10 protein-coding genes are annotated in these 22,725 nt (G+C 41.9%); 2 read left to right on the forward strand and 8 right to left on the reverse strand.

What is annotated here, in order from left to right:
- Positions 1-16 precede the first annotated feature (16 nt).
- Genes BXY41_RS12535 through BXY41_RS12555 form a run of 5 tightly spaced genes read right to left on the reverse strand, consistent with a single transcriptional unit; the run spans position 17 to position 13,579 of the window.
- Positions 17-1,252: a U32 family peptidase gene (locus BXY41_RS12535; protein WP_104437198.1), complete on the reverse strand. Its 1,236-nt coding sequence runs from the start codon at positions 1,250-1,252 to the stop codon at positions 17-19.
- Positions 1,249-2,136, reverse strand: a complete 888-nt coding sequence (locus BXY41_RS12540; RefSeq protein WP_104437199.1) for a class I SAM-dependent methyltransferase — start codon at positions 2,134-2,136, stop codon at positions 1,249-1,251. The genes BXY41_RS12535 and BXY41_RS12540 overlap by 4 nt, the downstream gene beginning before the upstream one ends.
- Complete coding sequence (locus tag BXY41_RS12545; RefSeq protein ID WP_104437200.1) at positions 2,133-11,531, reverse strand: non-ribosomal peptide synthetase; 9,399 nt, start codon at positions 11,529-11,531, stop codon at positions 2,133-2,135. Before BXY41_RS12545 ends, BXY41_RS12540 begins: the two co-directional genes overlap by 4 nt.
- Before the next feature lie 28 nt (positions 11,532-11,559).
- A complete protein-coding gene (locus tag BXY41_RS12550) occupies positions 11,560-12,588 on the reverse strand; it encodes a 3-deoxy-7-phosphoheptulonate synthase (protein WP_242980189.1) in 1,029 nt (342 codons plus the stop codon).
- 1 nt (position 12,589) lies between these two features.
- The gene (locus tag BXY41_RS12555; protein WP_170072344.1) at positions 12,590-13,579 is read right to left on the reverse strand and encodes a SagB/ThcOx family dehydrogenase; all 990 of its coding nucleotides are present in this window, start codon (positions 13,577-13,579) and stop codon (positions 12,590-12,592) included.
- Positions 13,580-14,012: 433 nt separating this feature from the next.
- Here BXY41_RS12555 and BXY41_RS12560 point away from each other — a divergent pair, with 433 nt between their 5' ends.
- Together BXY41_RS12560 and BXY41_RS12565 are read left to right on the forward strand one after the other, a co-directional pair.
- Positions 14,013-14,588: a TetR/AcrR family transcriptional regulator gene (locus tag BXY41_RS12560; protein ID WP_104437203.1), complete on the forward strand. Its 576-nt coding sequence runs from the start codon at positions 14,013-14,015 to the stop codon at positions 14,586-14,588.
- 82 nt (positions 14,589-14,670) lie between these two features.
- Positions 14,671-18,399 (forward strand): MFS transporter, encoded by a 3,729-nt coding sequence (locus BXY41_RS12565; protein WP_104437204.1) that lies wholly within the window; start codon positions 14,671-14,673, stop codon positions 18,397-18,399.
- Positions 18,400-18,451: 52 nt separating this feature from the next.
- Here BXY41_RS12565 and BXY41_RS12570 read toward each other — a convergent pair whose 3' ends face one another.
- The 3 genes from BXY41_RS12570 to BXY41_RS12580 all read right to left on the reverse strand — a co-directional run bounded on the left by BXY41_RS12570 (position 18,452) and on the right by BXY41_RS12580 (position 22,725).
- Positions 18,452-19,075 carry a hypothetical protein gene (locus tag BXY41_RS12570; RefSeq protein ID WP_104437205.1) on the reverse strand — a complete coding sequence of 208 codons (624 nt, stop codon included), beginning with the start codon at positions 19,073-19,075 and terminating at the stop codon, positions 18,452-18,454.
- 99 nt (positions 19,076-19,174) lie between these two features.
- Complete coding sequence (locus tag BXY41_RS12575; RefSeq protein ID WP_104437206.1) at positions 19,175-20,917, reverse strand: NADH-dependent [FeFe] hydrogenase, group A6; 1,743 nt, start codon at positions 20,915-20,917, stop codon at positions 19,175-19,177.
- A 14-nt stretch (positions 20,918-20,931) separates the two neighbouring features.
- The gene (locus BXY41_RS12580; protein ID WP_104437207.1) at positions 20,932-22,725 is read right to left on the reverse strand and encodes an NADH-quinone oxidoreductase subunit NuoF; all 1,794 of its coding nucleotides are present in this window, start codon (positions 22,723-22,725) and stop codon (positions 20,932-20,934) included.

The following is a 22,725-nucleotide window of genomic DNA, read 5'->3' on the forward strand; positions in this document are numbered from 1 at the left end:
GTTTCTCCTCCCCCTTCTAGAATAATTTGTAAAAATCTCCTGAATTTAGTTGTCCAAGAATGGAATCTGCTTTTCCTTTCCATGCCTTGATATCCTCGTTAGAACTGCGGATTGCCTTTTTTGCCCACTGAAAGCAGTAATTACACTCTACTCTGCTGTCAGCCACAACTTCCCTGCATACGTGATCTTGGCAGGTAAACTCACCATTTACAAATTTCATCAAAAAGCCATCCAACGCTTTATTGTCCATATATACATCAGGGATATTGAAAATGTCCTTATACTGCATAAGGCCCTGAATGTTGAACTGGGATGCTTTTGGTATAACCCCTTTCATGTCAATATTTTTAATTGCTTTGGTTGATGGAAGATTTACGATATCAAGGAAATTGCCGTCGTAGCTTCGCTGCGTATAAGCCTTAATTACCTGTTCCAGAAACTCTGTAGTTCTTGTTCTGTCAAGTAATTTGATGGAAAAATCATAATTTCCTGTTTTCTCCATCAGAGCCTCGTAATGAACAATATCCTCCGGCCTGATCCACGCGGATTTGATGAATTGTGAGGGGTCTCCCAAACGGGTCATTGTGCATTTGAGCATACAGTAATCTACACTAAAACCTGCAGAGGAACTGCCTTTCTCACTGCCGTGTGACTGAGAGTTCCCATGGCTTACACTGTAGGGACAGTCATGGAGACATATGTTATTGGCTATGAGCCTGAGTTTTAATCCTGTTCCCTTCGTAACCAGTAAAAGATTTTCCAGCTTATTAAAATTTCTCATGAAATTATCATTCAGAGTGATTTCATCTGCTCCCAGATCCTGCCAGTATTTCACTTTCTGAAGTGTGTCGACCAGTGCATAAAGACCTATGGTTACTTTAAAATGAGGAAACCGTTTCCTGATGCTTTCCAGCATGTAAGGAGAATTCGTAGTAATAATGTCCACACCGATTTTTGAAAGTCTGTCTAAATATTTATCCAGTTTCTTATTATAATCCCGCTCCATTTCATGGCTTCCATAACACATCGGATTTATCAGATAATTAAATTTAATGTCCTGCTTATGACACTGGGCGATATACTGTTCCAATTCCTTCCAGCTTACATCAGGAAGCACCATGGAACATCGTCCTCCCCCAAAATCATCAATTTTCAATTTTCCAAATACAGATTTAATTTCATTTTTGGTGTCATATTTTTTAATGACATTTAAAAGCTCCAGATCAAAATTTGTACCAACTGAATAAATCAAACCATTCCCTCCTCTATCCCCTTTTTAACAGCAGTAACCAGAACATAATCCGGGGTTCCAAAGAGAATCCCCCATATTTTAGGATAGAAGCTGCTAAAAAAGCGAACTCTTCCTACACGTATCTTTATTTGCTCAATGGGTTTATGGGGCATCAAAAAACGGGAAAGGAAATACCATGCAAGTCCTGTAAATACCTCATGTCCAATGTGCTTTACTTTAATCTGTGAAAAACCAGCTGCCTTTAATTTTTTTACATAGCAGTCAATGTCATACATGTTTTCTTCCGGTATAAACAGCCCTTCCCGCCATTTTTTCTGCCAAAAAAACTTTTTTTTCGTCTGCTTTTCAGGAAGCATATCCGTAGCGGTTAATACTCCTCCCTTTTTCAGCACACGATGAGCCTCCCGGAAGAAATCTTCTCTGGTGTCAAAATGGTAGGCGCAGTCCAGCGCAGAAACTTTATGAAAGGATTCGTTGTCAAAGGGTAGCTGGCTGGCAGTTCCAGCCATAAACCGGATGGATGTGCCTTCCTCATTTTTTTGCCGTACAATGGCTTCTTCAATATGCTTTTCCAATAAATCCATGGCTGTGATGGATATTCCCGGATATTTTCTGCTCCAGAAAAAATCCTGCTCTCCGCTTCCGCAGCCCACATCCAATACGGAATCCCATTCATTAAATTTTCCCGCTCTGCTTAACAGCATGGCCAGCTTCTCACAAGCCTGATTATAATAGGCTGCATGTTTCCAATACCCTACATTCATCCAGCGTGCATGATTGGTTCCATTGAGTCCCGGCACTATATCGTAATTCATATCCTGGTAATATTCCTTAGCGCTGCTATGAACCGCATTCATGTGGTCTATAAAATTTTTCAGCCTCATACGATCACTTCCTTCTTAAAAAATCCGATTTTTTTGCCATATTCCAACATGCCTCTGATATGTTCTTCACTTACTCTTGACCACTTAAATCCCATAGACTCCAAAATGCCTCTGGTATAGTCATTAACAATGACACGCATCGCTCCTTCCAGAGACATATATGCGCTGGAATGAAGCAGAAGTGTATTAATACAGTCTTCCAAGGACTCTTTTTTATAACTCTCGTATACAAAATCGAAAAATTGACTAAATTCCATAATTTCCAGATTTTCCTTCATTCCTGCATGCTTTAATTTATCATAGAATTCATACATCCCAAGCTTATTCTCGTTATAGATATGATAAATTCCATTCTTCACCTCTTTTTCCATTGCCAGTTTTACAATGGCTCTGCTGCACTCATCCACAAATGTAAAATCCAAAAGAGTAGCATCCACATTTGGCATGGCACCCAGTTCAAAAAACGCCTGCATGATCAGATAAAATGAATTAAAATCAATATTTCTCTGGAATTTCCCGTTTCTGGCGTCAAATACAATGGTACCGATTCTAAAGATTTTGACTAAAGCTCCCTTTTTCCGGTATTCTTCTATTAAGTCTTCCGCCTCTTTTTTTGACCTTACGTATAATTCTTCCGTATTCCCGTTAATTCCCTTGTAATCCTCATGGAACAGAACTTCCATATCATTGCTTTCTATGGATTCCATCACTCTGGTTGTGGACATATGACACAGTTCTTTTTGTTTTCCTTCCATGCTGAATTTCAGAAGATTTTCCACACTTTTAACATTGCTTCTGTAAAAATCCTCATACTTTCCAAAATGTTCCACTTTACCAGCGCAATGAAATACTGCATCTACCGTATGGCACAGACTTTCGTATCCATCCTTTTTCTGCCCCAGCATTTCCTGGGACAAATCTCCCTGAAACGCCACGATCCGATTCCTGTACCTGGAGTAGAACGCTTCACCAAAGTAAAAGATCAGATTCTCCTTCAGGCGGTTTATGTAGTCATCACCTCTGACCAGCGCAAATATTAACGTATCTGTGGTGGTAAGCAGGGTTTCCATTAAATTGGCTCCTAAATATCCGGTTCCCCCTGTCAGTAATACAGCTTTATAATCTTTGCTGCCCCTGGTCTTAAAGGTTTTTAATTTTTTTTCGGCATTGTTAAGATAGGTATTATAATCTTCAGCCAGTTTTTTCTGCGCATCCAGCGTATCTGCTGCGGCGACATATTGCTGCTTAAACTGCTTAAGCCGCTCCTCCTTATAATCAGATTTTCTCTTTATAAGTCTGGCTGCAAGGGCTTCCACTGTCTGATACCGGAAGATCAGGTTCATATCCGCCTCAAATACTTCATTGATTTTATTATAAAGAGAAATGCCTTTCATGGAGTCGCCTCCCAGTTCAAAGAAATTATCTTTTATACTGAACTGATCCACCCCCAGAACCTCTTTAAAGTACTGATACAGAATTTTTTGATTTTCAGTTTCCGGAGCAAGAACGATTCGTTCATCAGGCAGCTTGTCCATATAGCTCAGCTGTTTTCTATCTATTTTCCCGTTAGCAGTAAGAGGAATGGTTTCAATTTGTCTGATCAGAGCAGGTATCATATAATAAGGCAGATTATCAGTAAGAAATTCACGGATCCGTTCAACAGGTATTTTTTCATCTGAAGTAAAGCATGCAATCAGCCTGTTTCTATTGTCTGCACTGACTGTGCCCACTGCACGTTTCACACCCTCAAAGCGGAGCATGGCTGATTCAATTTCGCCTAATTCCACCCGGTAGCCATTTATTTTCACCTGATTATCTCTTCTTCCCAGGAAATCAATATACCCTTTTTCAGTCAATACTCCCATATCTCCGGTCCTGTATATTCTTCCAAGAGACGCAGTCTCAAGAAATGATCGGGAGGTTTTTTCCGGGTCATTGCAGTACCCCTGTGCTACTCCTGCTCCGCCAATGACAATCTCTCCCGGAACACCAATGGGACAGATTTTCTGGTTGTCATTCAGGATATAAAGCTTCTGGTTTCCCAGCGGATATCCATATGGTATGGTCGTCCATGTGGGTTCCACCCTATTAACCGGATAGTAAATGGACCAGATGGACCCTTCTGTCGCGCCGCCAAGACTGATTACTCTGGCGTTTTCATACCTGTTTCTGATCCGGTCCGGTAAATCCACTGGTATATAATCTCCACTGAGCATGACAATCCGTAAGGATTCTGTCTGTTCAAACTTTACCTCCAGTTCCTGATTAATCTCATCGAAGTAGTTTTCTTCAGCCGTTTCTCTGACGGATAATAGGAGTTCAAAAAGTGCAGGTACGGAATTCCATACAGTGACTTCCTCCTCACTGACAAGCCGGTTTAGTTCTTCCGTATTTTTATTATCCCCGGCCAGAATCAAAGCTGCACCTGCCGCAAAGGTTCCGAAAATATCATATACGGATAAATCAAAAGTAAAAGAGGATACTCCAAGTATTCTATCATTTTCCGTAATTTCAAATCTTCTGTTTACATCCAAAATGGTATTCATAGCCTCCCGGTGTGTGATCACAACCCCCTTTGGAACACCAGTGCTGCCTGATGTATAGATGATATAAGCAGTGTCATCTGCCCCTGTTTCGATTTCCTTATGTAAGCAGCCTGATTCCTGCTTAAGTTCTTCAGCCAGATCAGCCGTAATTTCCAGCTTACTGCCACTGTTCTCCAGAATATATTCTTTCCGGTTCTCCGGAATACCCGGGCTGATGGGAACGTAGACACCCCCACATTTTAAAACCGCAAGAATTGCAACTATTGTCTGCGCATTCCTGTATTCGTATACTGCAGCCTTATCCCCATTTCTTAGCCCTCTTCTTTTTAATCCTGCTGCCATTTTTTCAGCCATATCGTTGATCATCTGATACGTATAGGTTCCTTCCCCGGTGACCAGTGCGATATGGTCTCCCCTTAAAAGAACCTGTTTTTCAAATGCCTCTGTCAGCGTTATGGATTCCATATCACAATCCGTCTGATTATATTGATCCACAAATGCTGACTCTCTCTCTGAAAGCATGCTTCCCTCACCAGCTGCTTCAATAATAGCGGTAAAACGTTCAAACATCCGCTCCATCATAACCGGGTCAAATAACTGCTGTGCATAATCCCAGGTAATACTAAGTCCGTCACTGCCTGTCATTACCTGGCAATCCAGATAAACCTGAGATGTCTGGCTTACGCTGTACACCAGTTTACCCATATTTTCCAGACTGATTCCGTCCTCATTCTCAAAGATCATACCTGTAAAAACGAAAGGAAATAAAAGTTCCCCCACCCGATTCTGCCTTTTGGAAACCTCTCTGATTACACTTACTCCATCGTATTCCATGTGCTCTAAGTTCTCGGTGATCTTCCTTTGTACGTTTAAGCACTCTTCCCACAATTCTACAGACTCGCCGTTGATATCCAAAAGCATGACAGATGTAAAATCTCCAATCATGTTTTTTACTGCCTGGTCAAATGGAAACCTCGTAAATACTGTGACGTTTAAGGTAACGGTATTTCGATTGCTGTAAGCGGCAAGAATTCTGCCATATAGTGTCATGAGAAATGTGGATGCAGTGAAAGAATGCCCCTTTATTTTTTCTTTCAGAGCCTGCCATTTTTCAGTGGATATTTTATGAATCAGTCTGCGAAATACCGGTTTCTCAATTTCGTCCGGGGTCTGAATCATTGGAAGATCCGGCGCTCCTGAAAAGCATTTCGCCTGTTTTTTCCAATAGTCTTCTGCTGTTTTATAATAGGGACTTTTTTTCATTTCCTCTACCGAAAGTATGTAGTCACGGAATGTAAAGGTATTCTCACTGAGGACGATATGTTCATCCTCATACAGTCTCATAACCTCTCTGATCAGGATTCTCATGCTGATTCCATCGGCAATCAGCAAATCAAAGCCTGCCAGCAGCCTTACCCTGTCTTCTGCCAGACGATACGCAAGAAAATCAAACAGTGGAAACTTATTCTGTTCAAAGACTTTATGGGAATATTCTTCCCTCGCCTTTCCCAGAATTTCCTCTTTTTCTTCTGAGGTCAACCCGGTTAAATCCAGTTCTTTTATCTCAAACCAGCCCGGATTTTCTAAAATTTGTTGGGTACCATCTGAATTGACCACTGCTCTTAACATGGGATTTGCACAGATCACTTTATTTATACTTCTGGTCAGACGGGGAATATCAAAATCATTTTCAACCTCATAATAAGCATGAGTGGAAACACCCCCCATTTTTAACCCGCTGCTTCTTCCTACCAAATATGACCTCTGGATATCTGTTAACGGAAAGCAGTCATATCTTTCCTCTGTTTTTCCTGTAACAGCCGTGTATTCCCTTAAACCTGCTGCGCCCTTCTTCCTGCTGCTTTCAATAAATTCTGCAATACTTTCTATGGACCCACCCATCATAAATTCCCGAAATGGAACCTCTAAACCAAATTTCGATTTAATTTCATGAACTACCGAGATCATGGTCAGGGAATCTCCTCCCAATTCCATAAACGGCCTGCTGACGGATAAATGATCTGTTTTTAAATATTTCTTCCAGATCTCATAAAGATCCTTTTGCGTCTGAGTTTGTGGTTCCCGGTCCATAAGCTCTCCGGGCTCCTTAATGACAGGCAGACTTTTTCTATCCAGCTTTCCGTTTCCGGTCAGCGGTATCCTCTCCAGAAAAACAACGGCGGAAGGAATCATATAATATGGGAGAATGCTGCTTAAATCATCTCTTACTTTGCGTTCACTAATCGTTTCACTGGTACAAACATAAGCACAGACGGATTTAACTCCGCTTTTATATTCATGAACAAGGGCGGCTGCGTTGCTGACGTAAGGCAGCCCTTTGATAGCATTTTCAATCTCTCCCAGTTCGATTCGGAACCCATTGATTTTTATCTGCCCATCTTTTCTCCCCAGAAAGAGAATGCAGCCCTCTTCTGAAAACACTCCATAATCACCAGTATGGTATATTCTTCCCAGTCCCTCTTTTTTATAAAATGCTGCATCTGTTTTTTCTTGATCCTGATAATAGCCTTCTGCCACGCCGGTTCCGCCGATGCATATCTGCCCTTTTACACCGACAGGCACAAAATCATCGGCTTCGTCCAGTAAATATATGTTCTGATTGGCCAGAGGATAGCCGTAAGGAATGGAGGTCCACTGATTCTTTACCTCCTTAATGTCATAATAAATGGACCAGACTGACGCTTCTGTGGCTCCACCCAGGCTTACCATACGGCAATTTTCAAAATACCCGTACGCCTCCTGTATCAGATTCTTTGGAATCCAGTCGCCGCTTAACATAACCAGCTTAAGAGAAAGCAGGCGGCGGAAGGTATCACCGCTTTCTAAATAATCGTCAAAATACTCTTCACTTTCTGATCTGTCATTCTTCAGACAATCTGTCAGCATCTGAAACAGTGCCGGTACGGAATTCCATACAGTAACTCCTCTTTCAGAAAGAATCGTCATCATCTGCTCTGTATCATGAACATCCGGTATCAGGGCCAGCTCAGCTCCTGAAATCAGGGCACCAAAAATATCATATACCGACAAATCAAAGCCAATCGAAGAGACACAGGCAATTACATCCTGATCTGATACTTGGAACTTTCTGTTAATATCCAGTATTGTGTTTACGACGGCGCCATGTTTTACGTAGACTCCCTTGGGCTGTCCTGTACTGCCTGAAGTAAATATAATATATGCAATATCGTCTGGAGAACTGACTGGTTCTTCTTGTTCCCCATCATCTTCAAAATGGGAATAATCCATATTACGTTCAAGAATCACAGAGCTGCTGCTTTTTTCCAGAATCAGCTTTCGTCTTTCCTCAGGCTGGATTTCATCAATTGGAATATAGGCAGCTCCGCTGCGGATTACTCCCAGAATGTTGATCACAGTATCAAAATCCCGTGTTCCGATTACTGCTACGTTACTTCCTGCCTTTACACCTTTCATTTTTAAATAATTTTTCACCCTGCCTGATTTCTCCCACAAACGTTCATAGCTCATGGTTTTTTCTCCACAGGATAAAATAGCCTTATCTTTGTATTTCCCATATGCCTGGATCAGAAGTTGATTTAAACTGACATAAGGAATGTCTTCTTCTGTGGCATTATAAGCATGGATCATTTCGATATCCTGATGCAGCAGCCTCTTAAGAAAGCCTCTGTCTGAGATTCCAGAGGAGAATCCGGTGTCTGTACAAAGTCCTGCCAGGTCATAATAAAACAAAGAAAACATACGTTCCAGAATGTTACCCTCAAATACCCCTTTTTTGTAGTCCCAGTTTATTACAAGAGAACCTTTTTCCTCATAAGCCTGACAATCCAGCTCCACCTGGGAAGTCTGGCTATAACCTCTGACCATACATCCGATTTTATCCAGATTTAATTCAAAAGCATCAGAAAGCAAGGATGTAAACACAACTGGAAAGCTGGCTTCTTTCGTTCCCCTTACCTTTGCAATCTCCCGCATAAATTCGATTCCGTCAAAGGACTTATGCATCAATGCTTCCAGCATGTTTTTTTGTACGCTGGAGCAAAGATCCAACAGGTTCTCCCTGGACAAATCTATGTCAAGCAGTAAAACAGACGTGAAATCTCCGATTGCATCTATCATTCCACGGGTGCTCTTTCGGTTAAATACAGGAACATTCAATGTAAACCGGCTGGAACCGCTGTATAAACCCAATATCTTTGCATACAGGCTCATAATAAGAACAGAGGGTGTGACAGAATATTTCTTCAATTCCTCTTTTATCTTGTCCCAGCTGGGTTTGTCAATTGTAACGGTCTTTCGCCCAAATCCCTGAGTATTTTCCTGGGGAATATGATTTACAGCTAATGGAGGCGCTGATGGAAATTGTTCCAGTCTGTCCAGCCAGTACATCCTGTCTTTGTTGTATTGCCTGGAATGTTTTTCCTCCTGCTTCTCCAGACAGTAAAGGAAAAAACGCGGATCTTCCTGATCGCTCTGATTCTCATGTTGGTAATAGTCTGCAATTCCATCTACGAAAAGCTTCAGACTCATTCCATCCGCAATCAGCATATCCATCTGAATCAGCAGCCGCGTGTCACCTTCTCTCATCTTTATGGCCTGAATGGTAAAAAGCGTTTCTTTTTCGGTATCAAATACCTTTCTTTTCTGAAGTTCAAACTCCTGATCCAGTGCATTTGCTTTTTCTTCCTCTGTCATATGGGAGAGATCCATTGTTTTTATGCAGTACCAGTCCCCCGTTTTATCTGCGTGCATAAACCCCTCTCTGGATATTCGCAGACGAAGGGCAGGCTGACTCCTTATCATGCAGTTTACCGCCTTTTCCAGCCGGTCAATCTCCCATGAAGTTGATAATTCATACAATACCTTTGTAGCAATTCCCTCTTCACGCCCAATCAGATAAGCTTTCTGAAGTTCTGTTGCCGGTATGGTATCTGGCAGCTCCCTGATTTTTTTATCTGCTGCATCATTTCTCACCGTGTCCTTTTTCTCTGAAACACAGGTGTTCAAATAGGTAAAATAAGGTTGCTTTAAGAAATCTTCTACTTCAATCTCTACTCCAAAGGTCTCTTCTATCTCACTTAACAAAGCAATCAGTTTAATGGAATCTCCCCCCAGATCAAAAAAACTGTTGGTATCTGCTGGTTCCGCATCAAGGATCTGCCTCCACATTCGGGCGAGAGGCTCACTTATAGTGGAACCTTCTTCTCTCTTTCCCCAGATGATCTCGTTGTTTTTAAATGTTTTTCTGTAATCATTCAGCAAATGATATCGTTGCACCTTACCACTTGTGGTCTTCGGAATATTGTTAACAGTTAATACAGACCGGACAGAGATCTGGAACGTTCTCTGAACCACCTCTTTTATTTTTCTCTCTGTCTCCAGAGCCTTTTCCCCTATCCCCAGATGCTTGACAAAAACAATTAATTCATTTTCCTCTTCGTCATAAACGGCAGCACAGTCTTTGATTCCACTCTCTGAAAGAACAATATCCAGATCACTGAGATAGCAGTTTTGGCCGTTAATAAAAAACATATCTTTTTTTCTTCCGGTAATAAAGAGCCTTCCATTCTTGATAAAGCCCATATCTCCGGTTTTTAAATAGCCGTTTGAAAAACTTTCCTCATTGATAAGGGCACTGTCGTAATAACCACAGGTTAAGTTGGGACCATGAATCAATATATCTCCAATCTGACCATCCTCCAGTATCTCTTCATTTTCATCTGTTATTTTCACATCGATTCCATCCAAGGGTTCTCCCACAGCAACATAACCTTTCTTTTCTGCCGGACTTTTTTTCACCTCAACCAGACGGTCGCCGCAGTGGGGGATGGTTACACCGATGCATGCCTCCGCCATCCCATATACCGGAAGCATTGCATTGGGATCAAGTCCACAGGCAGCAAACCTCTCGTTAAACCTCTTTATGGAGTGAATATTAATGGGCTCTGCACCATTTAAAACTGCACGGATGCTGGAAAGATCCAGAGTCCTCAAATGCTTTTCTTTTACCATTTTTACAGACCAGTCAAAGGCAAAATTGGGCATACCCATAATTGTAGTCTTATATTCCTTTACTTTTTGATAAAAGTAGGTTGGATTTTTTATGAAATTCATGGGAGAAAGAATAATTTGATTCATACCTCTGCAGAAAGTCGTTATATGAAATCCTACAAGCCCCATATCATGGGTCAGAGGCATCCAGCTTTCGGAAACATCTTTTTCTGTCAGATTCAGCCGTCTGCCAATCTGTTCCACATTGTAAATAATATTGCTGTGCTTTAATACCACACCTTTTGGCGAATTGGTGCTTCCCGATGAAAACTGGATATATGCCGTATCTTCTCCAGTAATCTGCTCCGGACAAAACAAAAGAATGCTGCTTTCTGCCTGCTTTTTCATTTCCTCATAAATCAGGATATTTCCCCGTGCTTTCACATCTTCCCCAAGAGTACACAGCAGTTCTTCTTCCAGAATCAGCCGGGGCCATTCAAGCTTTTCCAGAACAGCTTCCAGCTTTTTATTAATATTTGCTGTTTTTATTTCTGCTGCAGTTGTTACAGGTACTGCAATAATACCGGTATAAAGGCATGCCCAGAAAGAAATGATAAAGGATTGGGGATCACTGATCTGAAACACCAGCTTATCCCCTTTTTTCATTCCCATTTCTAACATAACACACCCCAGCTGTTTTGCTTTCTTTCTGATCTCTTTAAATCTCAGTCTGGATTCTTCTCCCTTTCTGTCAGCAAAAACAATAAAACCGTCATCCCTGGCTCTTTCCATGTAATCAGGCAATGTGTGAAACGGTGCTTTTATCGTAATACTCTTTCCGCGTAAATGTGATTTCATAGATGCTTCCCCCTTTTATTTCAAATTCTCATACGTGTTCAGCTATGTAATGCAACAGTTCTTCTGTCTCATTCCAGCCAAGGCATCCATCGGTAACCGACTTTCCATACACAGTTCCGGAAATCTCCTGCCTTCCTGCTTCAATAAAACTTTCTATCATTACCCCCCTGACTATCATCCGAATCTCTTCTGATCTTCTCCGGCTTTCCAGTACATCATAAATAATCATTGGCTCCCTGGAGTAATCCTTTCCTGAGTTCGCATGGTTCACATCACAAATGATAAAGGGATTTTTAAGTTTTTGTTCCCTATATCTCTCCCCTATTTTTAACAGCTGCTCGTATTGGTAGTTGGGTACATATTCTCCCATAATATTTTCGTACCCTCTGATAATGGCATGGGCCAGAGGATTTCCAGAACTCTTTACCTCTCTGTCTCTGTATATGAATTTATGTCCATGCTGAGCCGCAAAAATCGAATAGAATAAAGTATCTGGATTTCCGTTTGTGGGATTTTTCATACCAACGGGGCAATCCACTCCACTGGAAACAAAGCGGTGCTGCTGATCTTCCACAGACCGGGCTCCTATGGCCAGATAGCTTACAATATCCTGAAAATAAGCAAAAGCTTCCGGATAAAGAAGTTCATCAGCCGTTGTCAGACCTGATTCCCCGGCAACCCTTAAATGAAGATTTCTTGCCGCTCTCAAACCTTTAACAAGATCAGAATGGGTACTGGTCTCGGGATAATGAAGAATTCCTTTATAACCGTATCCATTGGTTCTTGGTTTGGCTGTATAGATCCGCGGAATAATAAAAAGCTTTTGATTTAATTTCTGATTGACTTTTGACAAGCGGCTTGCGTAATCACAAACGGCATCCTCGTTACTTGCGGAACATGGGCCGACAATAACCAGAAATTTATTGGTCTGATTCTGGATCACTGCAGCTAGTTCCCTGTCTCTTTCCAGCTTCCTGGCGGCAAGCTTACAAGAAACCGGACATTCCTCTCTTAACTGTTCCGGAGACGGCATATTATGCAGGGGCTTAAAGCTCATATTATTTCTCCTTTGGCTGCTCACTCTCAGCTTCATCCTTGTAACCGCACTCCATGGAATGCAGAAATAACTGGCTCTTGTTTAAATGAAAACAGGATTCTATTTTCCCATATAACATATCTCCAATGGAACAGGTCCCAATTCCCTCCTCTTCGCTGATCCGGGTAATAAGGCCTGTCATAATCCCGCAATCCAAAATCCCGTAATAGTAACCCATACCGCTGTATTTTGGCATGCTGCATCTGGCGTTGTACAGAAAATATATGGTAAATGCTGAGCCCGAAAAAATCTCCTGATTGGTGATAAACTGAGACTTATCCGTGATGTTTTCTCCCTTATCAACTAAGGTAATTCCATTTATTACGGGGTTATAATAATATAATCCCTGTTCCACTCCTTCCACTCTGCCGGGTTTTACAAGCACATAGACATCAACCGGGTACAACCCGCCCGCACTGGGATAATATCTGGTTCCCTTTCTGTCCTCCCTGTTTTGCAAAGCCCCCAATATCCTTGAAAAAGAATGATATGTAATGGGTTTCTTTGAAAATTTCCGAACTGTTTCACGGTAAATGATGTCATTGCAATAATAGGAATCCTTTAAAATATAGGTCAACCCGTCTTTTACAAGCTCCCGTCCTGACTGCTCCTTTTTAAACTCTTCCAATTCCTCCTTGACAAATCGAATGGTTTCCGGATAATCATTCTCAAACAGCCTTGTCTGACTATGAAACAGTTCCTTTGGTGTGATTACTGAACATACCAAAATTTTCTTTTTAATAAAATCCTGTATTAAATTTTTCAGCAGACTCTTGTTGTCTGTCTCAAACCTCTTTTCCAGATCATCGGTTCCAGCTCCATTCTGGGCCATATAATAAAACTCTGGAAAAAACTGAGCCGCCTGTCTGCCGTATCGAAACCGTTCCACGTAAAGTTCCTCTTCCTTTACATAAAACTGTACTCCAGGAGACCAATAGTAAATCTCATTCATATTCCCGCCCCTTTCTCGATCCATTATTAGTTAGTTGAAGCAAACTGTTCCATAGTATTTTGAGTGAACATCGGCATTAAACAGCTTTTAACTGACTAAACATTGGATTTATCTAAGAATTTTCATAAATATACAGATCTGAGATTATTTATACTACATGTATTAACCTATAGTTTTTCATTTGTCAATCTACTTTTCCTGATTATTTGGTCTTTTAAGCGCAAAACCCATACATTGTTCGACCTGTTTATTTTTATTTCGACTTATTTTACCTTTTTTCCCTTTTTTTCTTGGTTTATCTTCTTCATTCTATTCGACAAATCAATCATTTGTTTTCGATTTATTGGGTAATTAATCAGAGTAAATCTGATATTGACGAATTTAAGGCGGCAAGTTAATATAGAATTACATGCTGGAAAAGGAGGTAATCATCATGGGACGACCTTACACGGAGGAAGAACGGGAAGAATTAAAGAGAAAAATAAAGAACATCGCTTCTCTCATGTTTATGGAGGAAGGGTTTAAAAACTGCAAAATACAGGAGATTACCAAAAAGGCCGGGATTTCCATGGGAGGCTTTTATACCTTCTACAAAGACAAAGAGGCTCTTTACGAAGAAATCCTGCGGGATGAGACCAACAGAATACGGCAGAAAATTCTGACAATCATTGACGAGGAAAATCAGACACCTCAGGGATTTTTTTCGGATCTGGCAAATGTGTTTCTGGAAAAAACCTCTACAAACAAATTTTACACCAGTGAATATAGCGGTCTTTTAGAATCTATGGTCTGGAACAATGACACATATGCATCACAGGACAATCTGGACTTTATTAAAAAACTGAAACATATCTGGGCTGGCAAAGGATATTTCCTGAAAGCTTCCGAGGAAGAGATTGCTTCCGCAGTTGCCGCACTGGCTGTATTATGCATGCAGAAAGAAATGATTGGCAACGGTTTTTCATTCTGGTATGAAAAAATACAAAAATTAATACTGGAGCTTATTTGATATTTTTTATTAAAGCTATGAATATTATTTGATATTTTCACAGAACAGTGCTATAATCCAGAAAAAGGGGGTGGGTGTGATTATGAAGCTATCAAAAAAGATTACCATACTTACGGGATTACTTCTCTGTATGGGTGCGTCAACTGTCATGCAGACATACTTCAGCAGTGCACTGCCTGCAATCAGCAGACAATTTCAATCCACTGCCTTTTATTCATGGGTGCATGTCAGCTATATTCTGGCATCTTCCGCAGTAATCCTGTTATCCAGCAGTCTATGTGAACGATTTGGTAATAAGAATAATTTCATTGCCGGATCTCTGCTTTTCGGTATAGGCACTCTCGCCGCCCCTTTCAGCAGTTCCATGCTGCAGCTCATCGCTGCAAGAATCATTATGGGAATCGGTGCGGGAATTGTGGTGCCGGCTACTTATGGCATAATCGGAGACCAATTTGAAAAAAGCAGCTATGCATCCGTATTTGCTGCATTTGCAGTTGTGCAGATTATTACCAATGGTCTTGGCAGTCTTGCAGGCGGATATCTTCCGGAACTGGCATCCTGGCAGACTATTTTTGTTATTTTGCTCCCCATTGAAATTATAAGCTTTTTACTTGTGTTTCGAAACATTTCTGCCAAAGCAGATCCGCTTACTAAATCCCCCTTAAAGCTGCAGCGACACATTTTGATGATTACAGCAATTCTGCTTCTGACCTTAGGTATTGAATTTGCATACCGCAGCCAGTATTTCCTGCTTCTTGCAGGCATGGCGCTGTTATTTCTTGTTGTAATAAAAGACACACGAAAAGATAATGCCATACTTCCAAAGGAATTTTTAAGTGATTCCCTGCTCCGCAATCTCTGCCTGCAGATTTTTCTTCTGGGAGCATTCTATAACATCTGTCTGGCTTATCTCCCTGGCATTATGCAGTTTACCCTTCATATGAATCCTGACCGGTCCGGTACTCTTTTAACTGTATTTGTTTTTGCCATGGGAATTGGCAGCGTTGCTGGCGGAGCGGCAAAGCATAAAGAGCGGGAAATGATTGCTATTGGCTGGATCACCTGCCTTGCAGGAAGTCTTTTGATGAAATCATTTATTGTAATTGCCCTTACAGCACTTGGACTTGGTTCCGGTATCCTGATGTCTGCACTTTTAGGATATGCCGCAACCAGGACGGTTCACCATGCTGCAGGAGTTAACAGTATGGCTCATCTCATACGCAATTTAGGCGGCAGCCTGGGAGCCATATTATTTCAATTTACACTTCATTTTCCCGAAAATTATTTTATCGAAGGAATCACTATAATTGCCCTGTCAGGTACTGCATCCATTCTTCTGGCATTTAAATATAAACCCGGCAAGACGTTAAAAAAAGAGGAGGCCTTATCTATGAAATATGTTATGAAATTCAGTGAAATAAGAAAGGAAGACATCTTAGCTGCTGGCGGTAAAGGTGCGAATCTGGGTGAATTGTTTAACGCCGGTTTTCCAGTTCCGGAAGGGTTTAGCATTACCAGCCATGCCTTTGATGAGTATATGAAACGCAATGGATTTGTTTCTTCCCCATCAGGTAACAGTCTTACCAGTGAGGAAGTTGCAAAAGGTCAGCTATGGAAGGAACTGGAGGATGAAATCGCAGACTATTATCATGCTTTGGGGCCCAATTCAAAAGTTGCCGTACGTTCCTCTGCAACAGCGGAGGACCTGCCGGAAGCAAGCTTTGCCGGACAGCAGGAAACTTATCTTAACATAGAGGGACTGGATCAGCTTTATCTTTCCGTCAGAAAATGTTTTGCATCACTCTTCTCATCACGGGCGACGGCCTACCGGAAACAGACGAACTTCGATACTGGAAAGATCTCGTTATCAGTAGTGGTTCAGCGCATGGTGAACAGTGAGATATCCGGCGTCCTTTTTACAATTGACCCCATTAGTAAAAATAAAAGCAGGATGATGCTCAATGCCTCTTGGGGACTGGGTGAATCCATTGTATCGGGGAAAGTGACTCCTGACATCTATGTGTACGACAGAAACCACAGGCAGATCGTTGAGAAACGATTAGGTGATAAAAAGATTCTGGTCTGCTACAGTGCGGAAGGGACCGAAGAAAGAGAAACCTCCTTACAGCAGCAGAGCGAATTTAGTTTAACGGATAAACAGGCAATTGAAATATTTGAACTGGGAAGAAAAACAGAGCAGCACTTTCAGTGCCCCCAGGATATGGAATGGGCCATCTCCCAGAACAGATTGTATCTGCTGCAGGCGCGGCCAATCACCACACTGAACGTAAAAAACAGCACCGAAATCCAGCTTACAAAATCTCAGCGAGCCGTATTAAACAACTGGATCGAACACTGCCCCAACCCCCTCTACCCCCTTGATGTGAAACCATGCCAGATTGTGGATGAAGCCAAAAATAAAGTTTTTCATGAGCTGGGCTTATCCGTGGAAAGTGAGCTGACCATGGCTGATAATGGATTACTTTCCCTGTCCGCCGGAAAAATACATATCTCACCTAAGGTGTTAAAAATTCCGTTCCTACTGAGCAGTTTTAATGACTATTCCATCAATTCAGCCAAAACAAACGATTCTTTCCATAATATAAGGAAGGAATTGATCTCGAAAGAGAGAACGGATCTTACTGTATTACCAGCCAATGCTTTGATCCGTCAGATCATGGAACTGATGGAACTGTCTGGGGAGCTTGCTTACACTCGTTTCCGTTACAACATCTTCCCGTCTGTGGCAGTATCCAAATTAATACAGCATGACCTGAAAAAAATAGATAAAAATATGAACGAATATGATCTGCTGAGTAATCTTTCTTATAAAACGTGGGATCTAAATCTGAAATTAAAAAAACTATCTGCTTACATTCAAGCCACTCCCGGGCTGGAACAGTTATTTATGGAACTGGACAGAACAAGTCCACAGGCAATTCAGGATTTTCTGGAACATCAGCCTGATTTTAAAGCAAAGCTGCAAGGTTTCTTAAATGAATTCGGCTGGAAATCAAGCAGCAGCTACTGCGCATTTGGCTCTGAATCCTGGTTTGAAAATTTGGATTCCCTGTTTTCTATGCTGAAGGTGCTGCAAAACTCCGGCAGAAACGATGACTCACCCGTTAAATTTCAGAACATATTGACAAAAATTACAACAACGTTTAGTAAAAAGAAAGCCGACCGGTTAAAAACTAAAATTGAAGAAATAAGGGCGTATCATGTGAACCGGGAAGAAAGCCTTTATATGATAGAAATGTGCTACGGTCTTGCCCGCAGGGCTGCCTTTGAACTGGCGAAGCGTTTCCCACAGTTGTTTGAACAGGAGGAAGATATCCGATACCTCACCTTGGATGAGGTCTATGAATTACCGGGTAATATAGCAGATCTGAAAGAATTAATTTCTGTGAGAAAAAACAACCGCCAGAAAAACGAAGCACTTTGGTCTGGCTTTTCGATTGGCACAAAATCTAGCCACCAGAATACTCTGTCTGGTGTTTCCGGGAACGGCGGACGATGCCGGGGCCGGGTACGGAAAATACTGACTCAGCAGGAGTTTGATAAAATGCAGTCCGGTGACATACTGCTCTGCCGCTATACAGATCCCTCCTGGACTCCCCTGTTTGTTCTTGCTTCAGCGGTAATCTCGGATACAGGCGGTCCTCTGTCCCATAGCGCAATTGTCGCCAGAGAATATAACATTCCTGCAGTGCTTGGAATTGGGAATGCCACTGATCTGCTGGAGGATGGGGATGAGGTATTGGTTTACGGCGACACTGGTAAGGTGATTTTATTAACAAAAAAGATATAATACTGAAAAACGGGATTTGCTTATGAGCAAATCCCTGTTTCTTAGTTTGATGCTATATGGTATAATCTATGTTTTTATGACCTGATCGTTCCTGTCTGTCTCCATTCACATATTGTCTGTAATATTGATCCTCGGTCTTATTAAGACGAGAGAGAAATGTTTGCTGCATGGCTTGCTCCTGGGGTGTATTCACATGATACCAGTTCCCGGAAGCATACCCCATTACTACCTGTCCCATCTTACTTTCCTTTAACTCAAATGTATCTGGTTGTAAATCTGAACCAGAATGAACCACTTCTATTCCATCCTTTTTATTTAAGTAATCAATCAGATTCATGGACGCGTCCGGGTCTGTTCTTCCAGTCTTTGCCTGTTTCATCATTTCTGCAGCATCTTTCACCATGCTCTTTCTGTCAGGTGATACAGCTGATATATATTGCGCCCTCAACTTATCTCCTTCCAGGCTCAGATTTTCGTATTGAATGCTGTCATTTTGCAGACGTGCTTCTGCCAGACCTTTAGCCAGTTCATCAATCTTTGCATTAAACTCAGCTTCTGATGGACGTTCCATCCCTTTATGGGGTGTTCTTTCCCAATCCGGAGCACTGGCTTTTGATGTCAGGGAAAATGATTTATACTGAACTCCAGAACTTCTGCTAACATTAAAATTAGTCATGACCCATCACTTCCTTTCCTCTATCTACTATATAGTATCGGCAAAATCATTGGACAATTAATGGGTAAGCCACAAACATTTACGTCTGTGGCTTACTAATTACATATTCTCTCGCTTCACATAATAGGTATGGAGAAGTTCATGTGCCTTTTCTCCATTGGGCTCACCCAGATATTCCTCATAGAGCTTTTTAATTGCCGGATTTTCATGTGATTTTCTATATTTTTTGCTTTTATCTTCTTTATAAATTCCTTCCATTCGTTTTTTCAGAACATCAAAGTTTCCAAAATGATAAGGCTGGCCTCCGCCTCCGATACAGCCTCCAGGACAAGCCATGATCTCAATCGCATGGTAATGGGATTTACCGGCTCTTATATCTTCCAGAAGCTTTCTTGCATTTCCCAGTCCATGGGCAACAGCAATATTGATATCCTGGTCATTGATCTTTACCACAGCCTCTCTGATTCCCTCGAAACCCCTGAGTTCATGGAACTCTACCTCTTCAAGGGTTTCATTGGTAAGCCATTCGTATGTGGTCCGCAAGGCTGCCTCAATGACGCCGCCGGTTGTTCCAAATATAACTGATGCGCCGGTAGATTCTCCCAGTGGTTCATCAAATTCTTCATCCTTTAAATTCATCAGGTCAATATTGGCCTCTTTTAACATATCACCCAGTTCTCTCGTCGTTAATACTGCATCCACATCCTGCATATCATCATGCATAAGCTCCGGTCTGGCAGCTTCATACTTTTTTGCCAGGCAGGGCATTATGGAAACCACAAAGATATTTTTAGGATCAATTCCCATCTTTTCTGCATAGTATGTTTTCGCAATCACTCCAAACATCTCATGGGGGGACTTGCAGGTTGAAGGAATATCAAGCAGATCATTGAACTGATGCTCGAAAAACTTAACCCAGCCTGGACAGCAGCTTGTCAGGATGGGCAGCCTGCCCCCATGCTGCAGCCTGTGAATGAATTCCGCCGCTTCTTCCATAATCGTAAGATCTGCAGCAAAATCTGTGTCAAAAACTTTATCAAATCCCATCATTCTGAGAGCAGCTACCATTTTTCCCGTAACCACCGTTCCTGGCTCTGCACCGAATTTTTCCCCCAGAGCCACCCGTACCGCAGGCGCGGTCTGAACGATGACGAATTTATCTTTCGCATTCAATGCCTCCCATACATTTGGTATGTCATTCACCACGGTTAATGCGGCTGTGGGACATACGGAAACGCACTGTCCGCAAAAGGTACAGATGGATTTGTCCATAGGTAAATTAAGTGCTGGGGCGATAAACGTATCAAATCCCCGGTTAACGGCTGAATACACATGGACCGTCTGTACCTGATTGCACATGGTCTCACATCTTCTGCACAGAATGCATTTATCCATATTTCGGATCATTGCCTTACTTGAGATATCCTTTTCATGAGTCGCCCTTACACCATGAAACTTGATCCGGCGTATATCCAGTTCTGCTGCCAGTGACTGTAACTCACAGTTTAGATTCTTTTCACAGATCAGACAGTCTGTGGGATGATTGGACAATAGTAGTTCCACTACCAGTCTTCTGGCTTTAATACACCTTAAGGTGTTTGTTCTTACCACCATGCCCTCTGATACAGGAGTTGCACAGGAGGGGGCGAGATTTCTCCTTCCCTCGATTTCCACCACACAGACCCGGCAGGAAGCGGAGCCATTTACCGTTTTCACATGTTCCAGATTAAGGTAACAGAGTGTGGGTATCCGAATATCCAGTTTCTTTGCAGCCTCCAGAATCGTTGTGCCTTCCTCCACTGCAATCGTTTGATTATTAATCGTAACATGAACCAGACCCATAAGTTCCTCCTCCCTTACCCTTTTTCTATGGCATTGAATTTACACGTATTATAACATGCACTGCATTTGATACATCTTGACTGATCAATCACATGAACGATCTTACGTTCTCCCTGGATGCAATGGGCCGGACAGATTCTTGCACACGCAGTACAGCCCACGCACTTGTCCGGTAAAATATGAAAGGAAAAAAGTGCCTGACAAACTCCGGCAGGACAATGTTTATCCCTTACATGAGCCAGATACTCATCCTGAAAATAATGCAGGGTACTGAGAACAGGATTGGGGGAAGTTTGTCCAAGTCCGCAAAGGGATGTATCTTTAATCACATCGCCTAACTCAACCAGATCTTTTAAATCCTGTTCCGTACCATTTCCCTTTGTTATCTTTTCCAGTATCTCCAGCATTCTTGTATTTCCAATCCGGCAAGGTGTACATTTACCGCAGGACTCATCCTTGGTAAACTCAAGGTAGAACTTTGCAATGTCCACCATACAGTTATCCTCATCCATAACAATCATTCCACCAGATCCCATCATGGAACCAATACTGTTCAGGGACTCATAGTCAATGGGGATATCCAGATTTTCTTTCGTGATGCAGCCACCAGATGGACCACCGGTCTGCACTGCTTTAAACTTCTTGTTATTCTTGATTCCTCCACCAATATCATAGATGACCTCACGTAAGGTAATGCCCATTGGCACTTCCACCAAGCCCACATTATTTACTTTACCGGCCAGAGCAAAAACTTTTGTACCAGGCGATTTCTCCGTACCGATACTTTTAAACCAGGCAGGTCCTTTTAAAAAAATTGGGGGGATATTGGCAAATGTCTCTACATTATTCACACAGGAGGGTTTATCCCAAACACCTCTTTGAGCCGGAAACGGGGGTTTTGAACTGGGCTCCCCTCGTTTACCTTCTACAGAATGGATAAGAGCAGTTTCTTCTCCGCAGACAAATGCACCGGCGCCATACCGTAATCCGATATCAAAATTAAATCCTGTGGAAAAAATATCCTCTCCCAAAAGTCCCAGTTTCCTTGCCTGCTTAATGGCTACTTCCAGGCGGTTGATGGCAAGGGGATATTCCGCTCTGATATAAATATACCCATACTGGGCTCCTATGGCATAGCCTGCAATTGCCATTGCTTCAAGAACAGAGTGAGGATCTCCTTCTAGTATGGAACGGTCCATAAATGCACCTGGATCTCCTTCATCTGCATTGCATATAATATATTTTTCATCCGACTGATTCTGCCTTGTATATTTCCATTTGAGACCGGTAGGGTAACCGCCGCCGCCTCTTCCTCTGAGACCTGACTGAACGACTGTATCAATTACTTCATCCGGACTCATTTCCGTTAAGCATTTTGCCAATGCCTGATACCCATCTGCCGCAATGTATTCATTAATATCTTCCGGGTTGATAAAACCACAATTCCTAAGTGCGATCCGGATTTGCTTTTTATAGAAGGGAATGGATTTTTGCCCTTCCAGTCTTTTTTTTGTATTTGGCTCCACATACAGAAGACGTTCCACCTTACGGCCTTTTATCACATGCTCCGTAATGATTTCCTCTGCATCCTCCGGCTTTACCGTGATATAAAACACATTGTCCGGATAAACTTTTAAGATGGGACCTTTCTCACAAAATCCAAAGCATCCGGTGACAACCACTTCCACTTCATTGGTTATTTCGTGTTTCTTTATTGATTCCTTTAACATCTTCACCAGTTTCAGGCTATCGGACGCTGTACAGCCGGTACCTCCGCAGACCAGTAAATGCATTCTGAAGTTACTCAT

The organism is Lacrimispora xylanisolvens, assembly GCF_002934545.1.
Lineage (GTDB): Bacteria > Bacillota > Clostridia > Lachnospirales > Lachnospiraceae > Lacrimispora > Lacrimispora xylanisolvens.

Coding starts and splice junctions, on each gene's coding strand:
- BXY41_RS12540 (WP_104437199.1), bottom strand. CDS start 2,136: ATGAGGCTGAAAAATTTTATAGACCACATGAATGCGGTTCATAGCAGC.
- BXY41_RS12555 (WP_170072344.1), bottom strand. CDS start 13,579: ATGAATGAGATTTACTATTGGTCTCCTGGAGTACAGTTTTATGTAAAG.
- BXY41_RS12575 (WP_104437206.1), bottom strand. CDS start 20,917: ATGGGTCTGGTTCATGTTACGATTAATAATCAAACGATTGCAGTGGAG.
- BXY41_RS12550 (WP_242980189.1), bottom strand. CDS start 12,588: ATGAGCTTTAAGCCCCTGCATAATATGCCGTCTCCGGAACAGTTAAGA.
- BXY41_RS12545 (WP_104437200.1), bottom strand. CDS start 11,531: ATGAAATCACATTTACGCGGAAAGAGTATTACGATAAAAGCACCGTTT.
- BXY41_RS12560 (WP_104437203.1), top strand. CDS start 14,013: ATGGGACGACCTTACACGGAGGAAGAACGGGAAGAATTAAAGAGAAAA.
- BXY41_RS12570 (WP_104437205.1), bottom strand. CDS start 19,075: ATGACTAATTTTAATGTTAGCAGAAGTTCTGGAGTTCAGTATAAATCA.
- BXY41_RS12580 (WP_104437207.1), bottom strand. CDS start 22,725: ATGAGTAACTTCAGAATGCATTTACTGGTCTGCGGAGGTACCGGCTGT.
- BXY41_RS12565 (WP_104437204.1), top strand. CDS start 14,671: ATGAAGCTATCAAAAAAGATTACCATACTTACGGGATTACTTCTCTGT.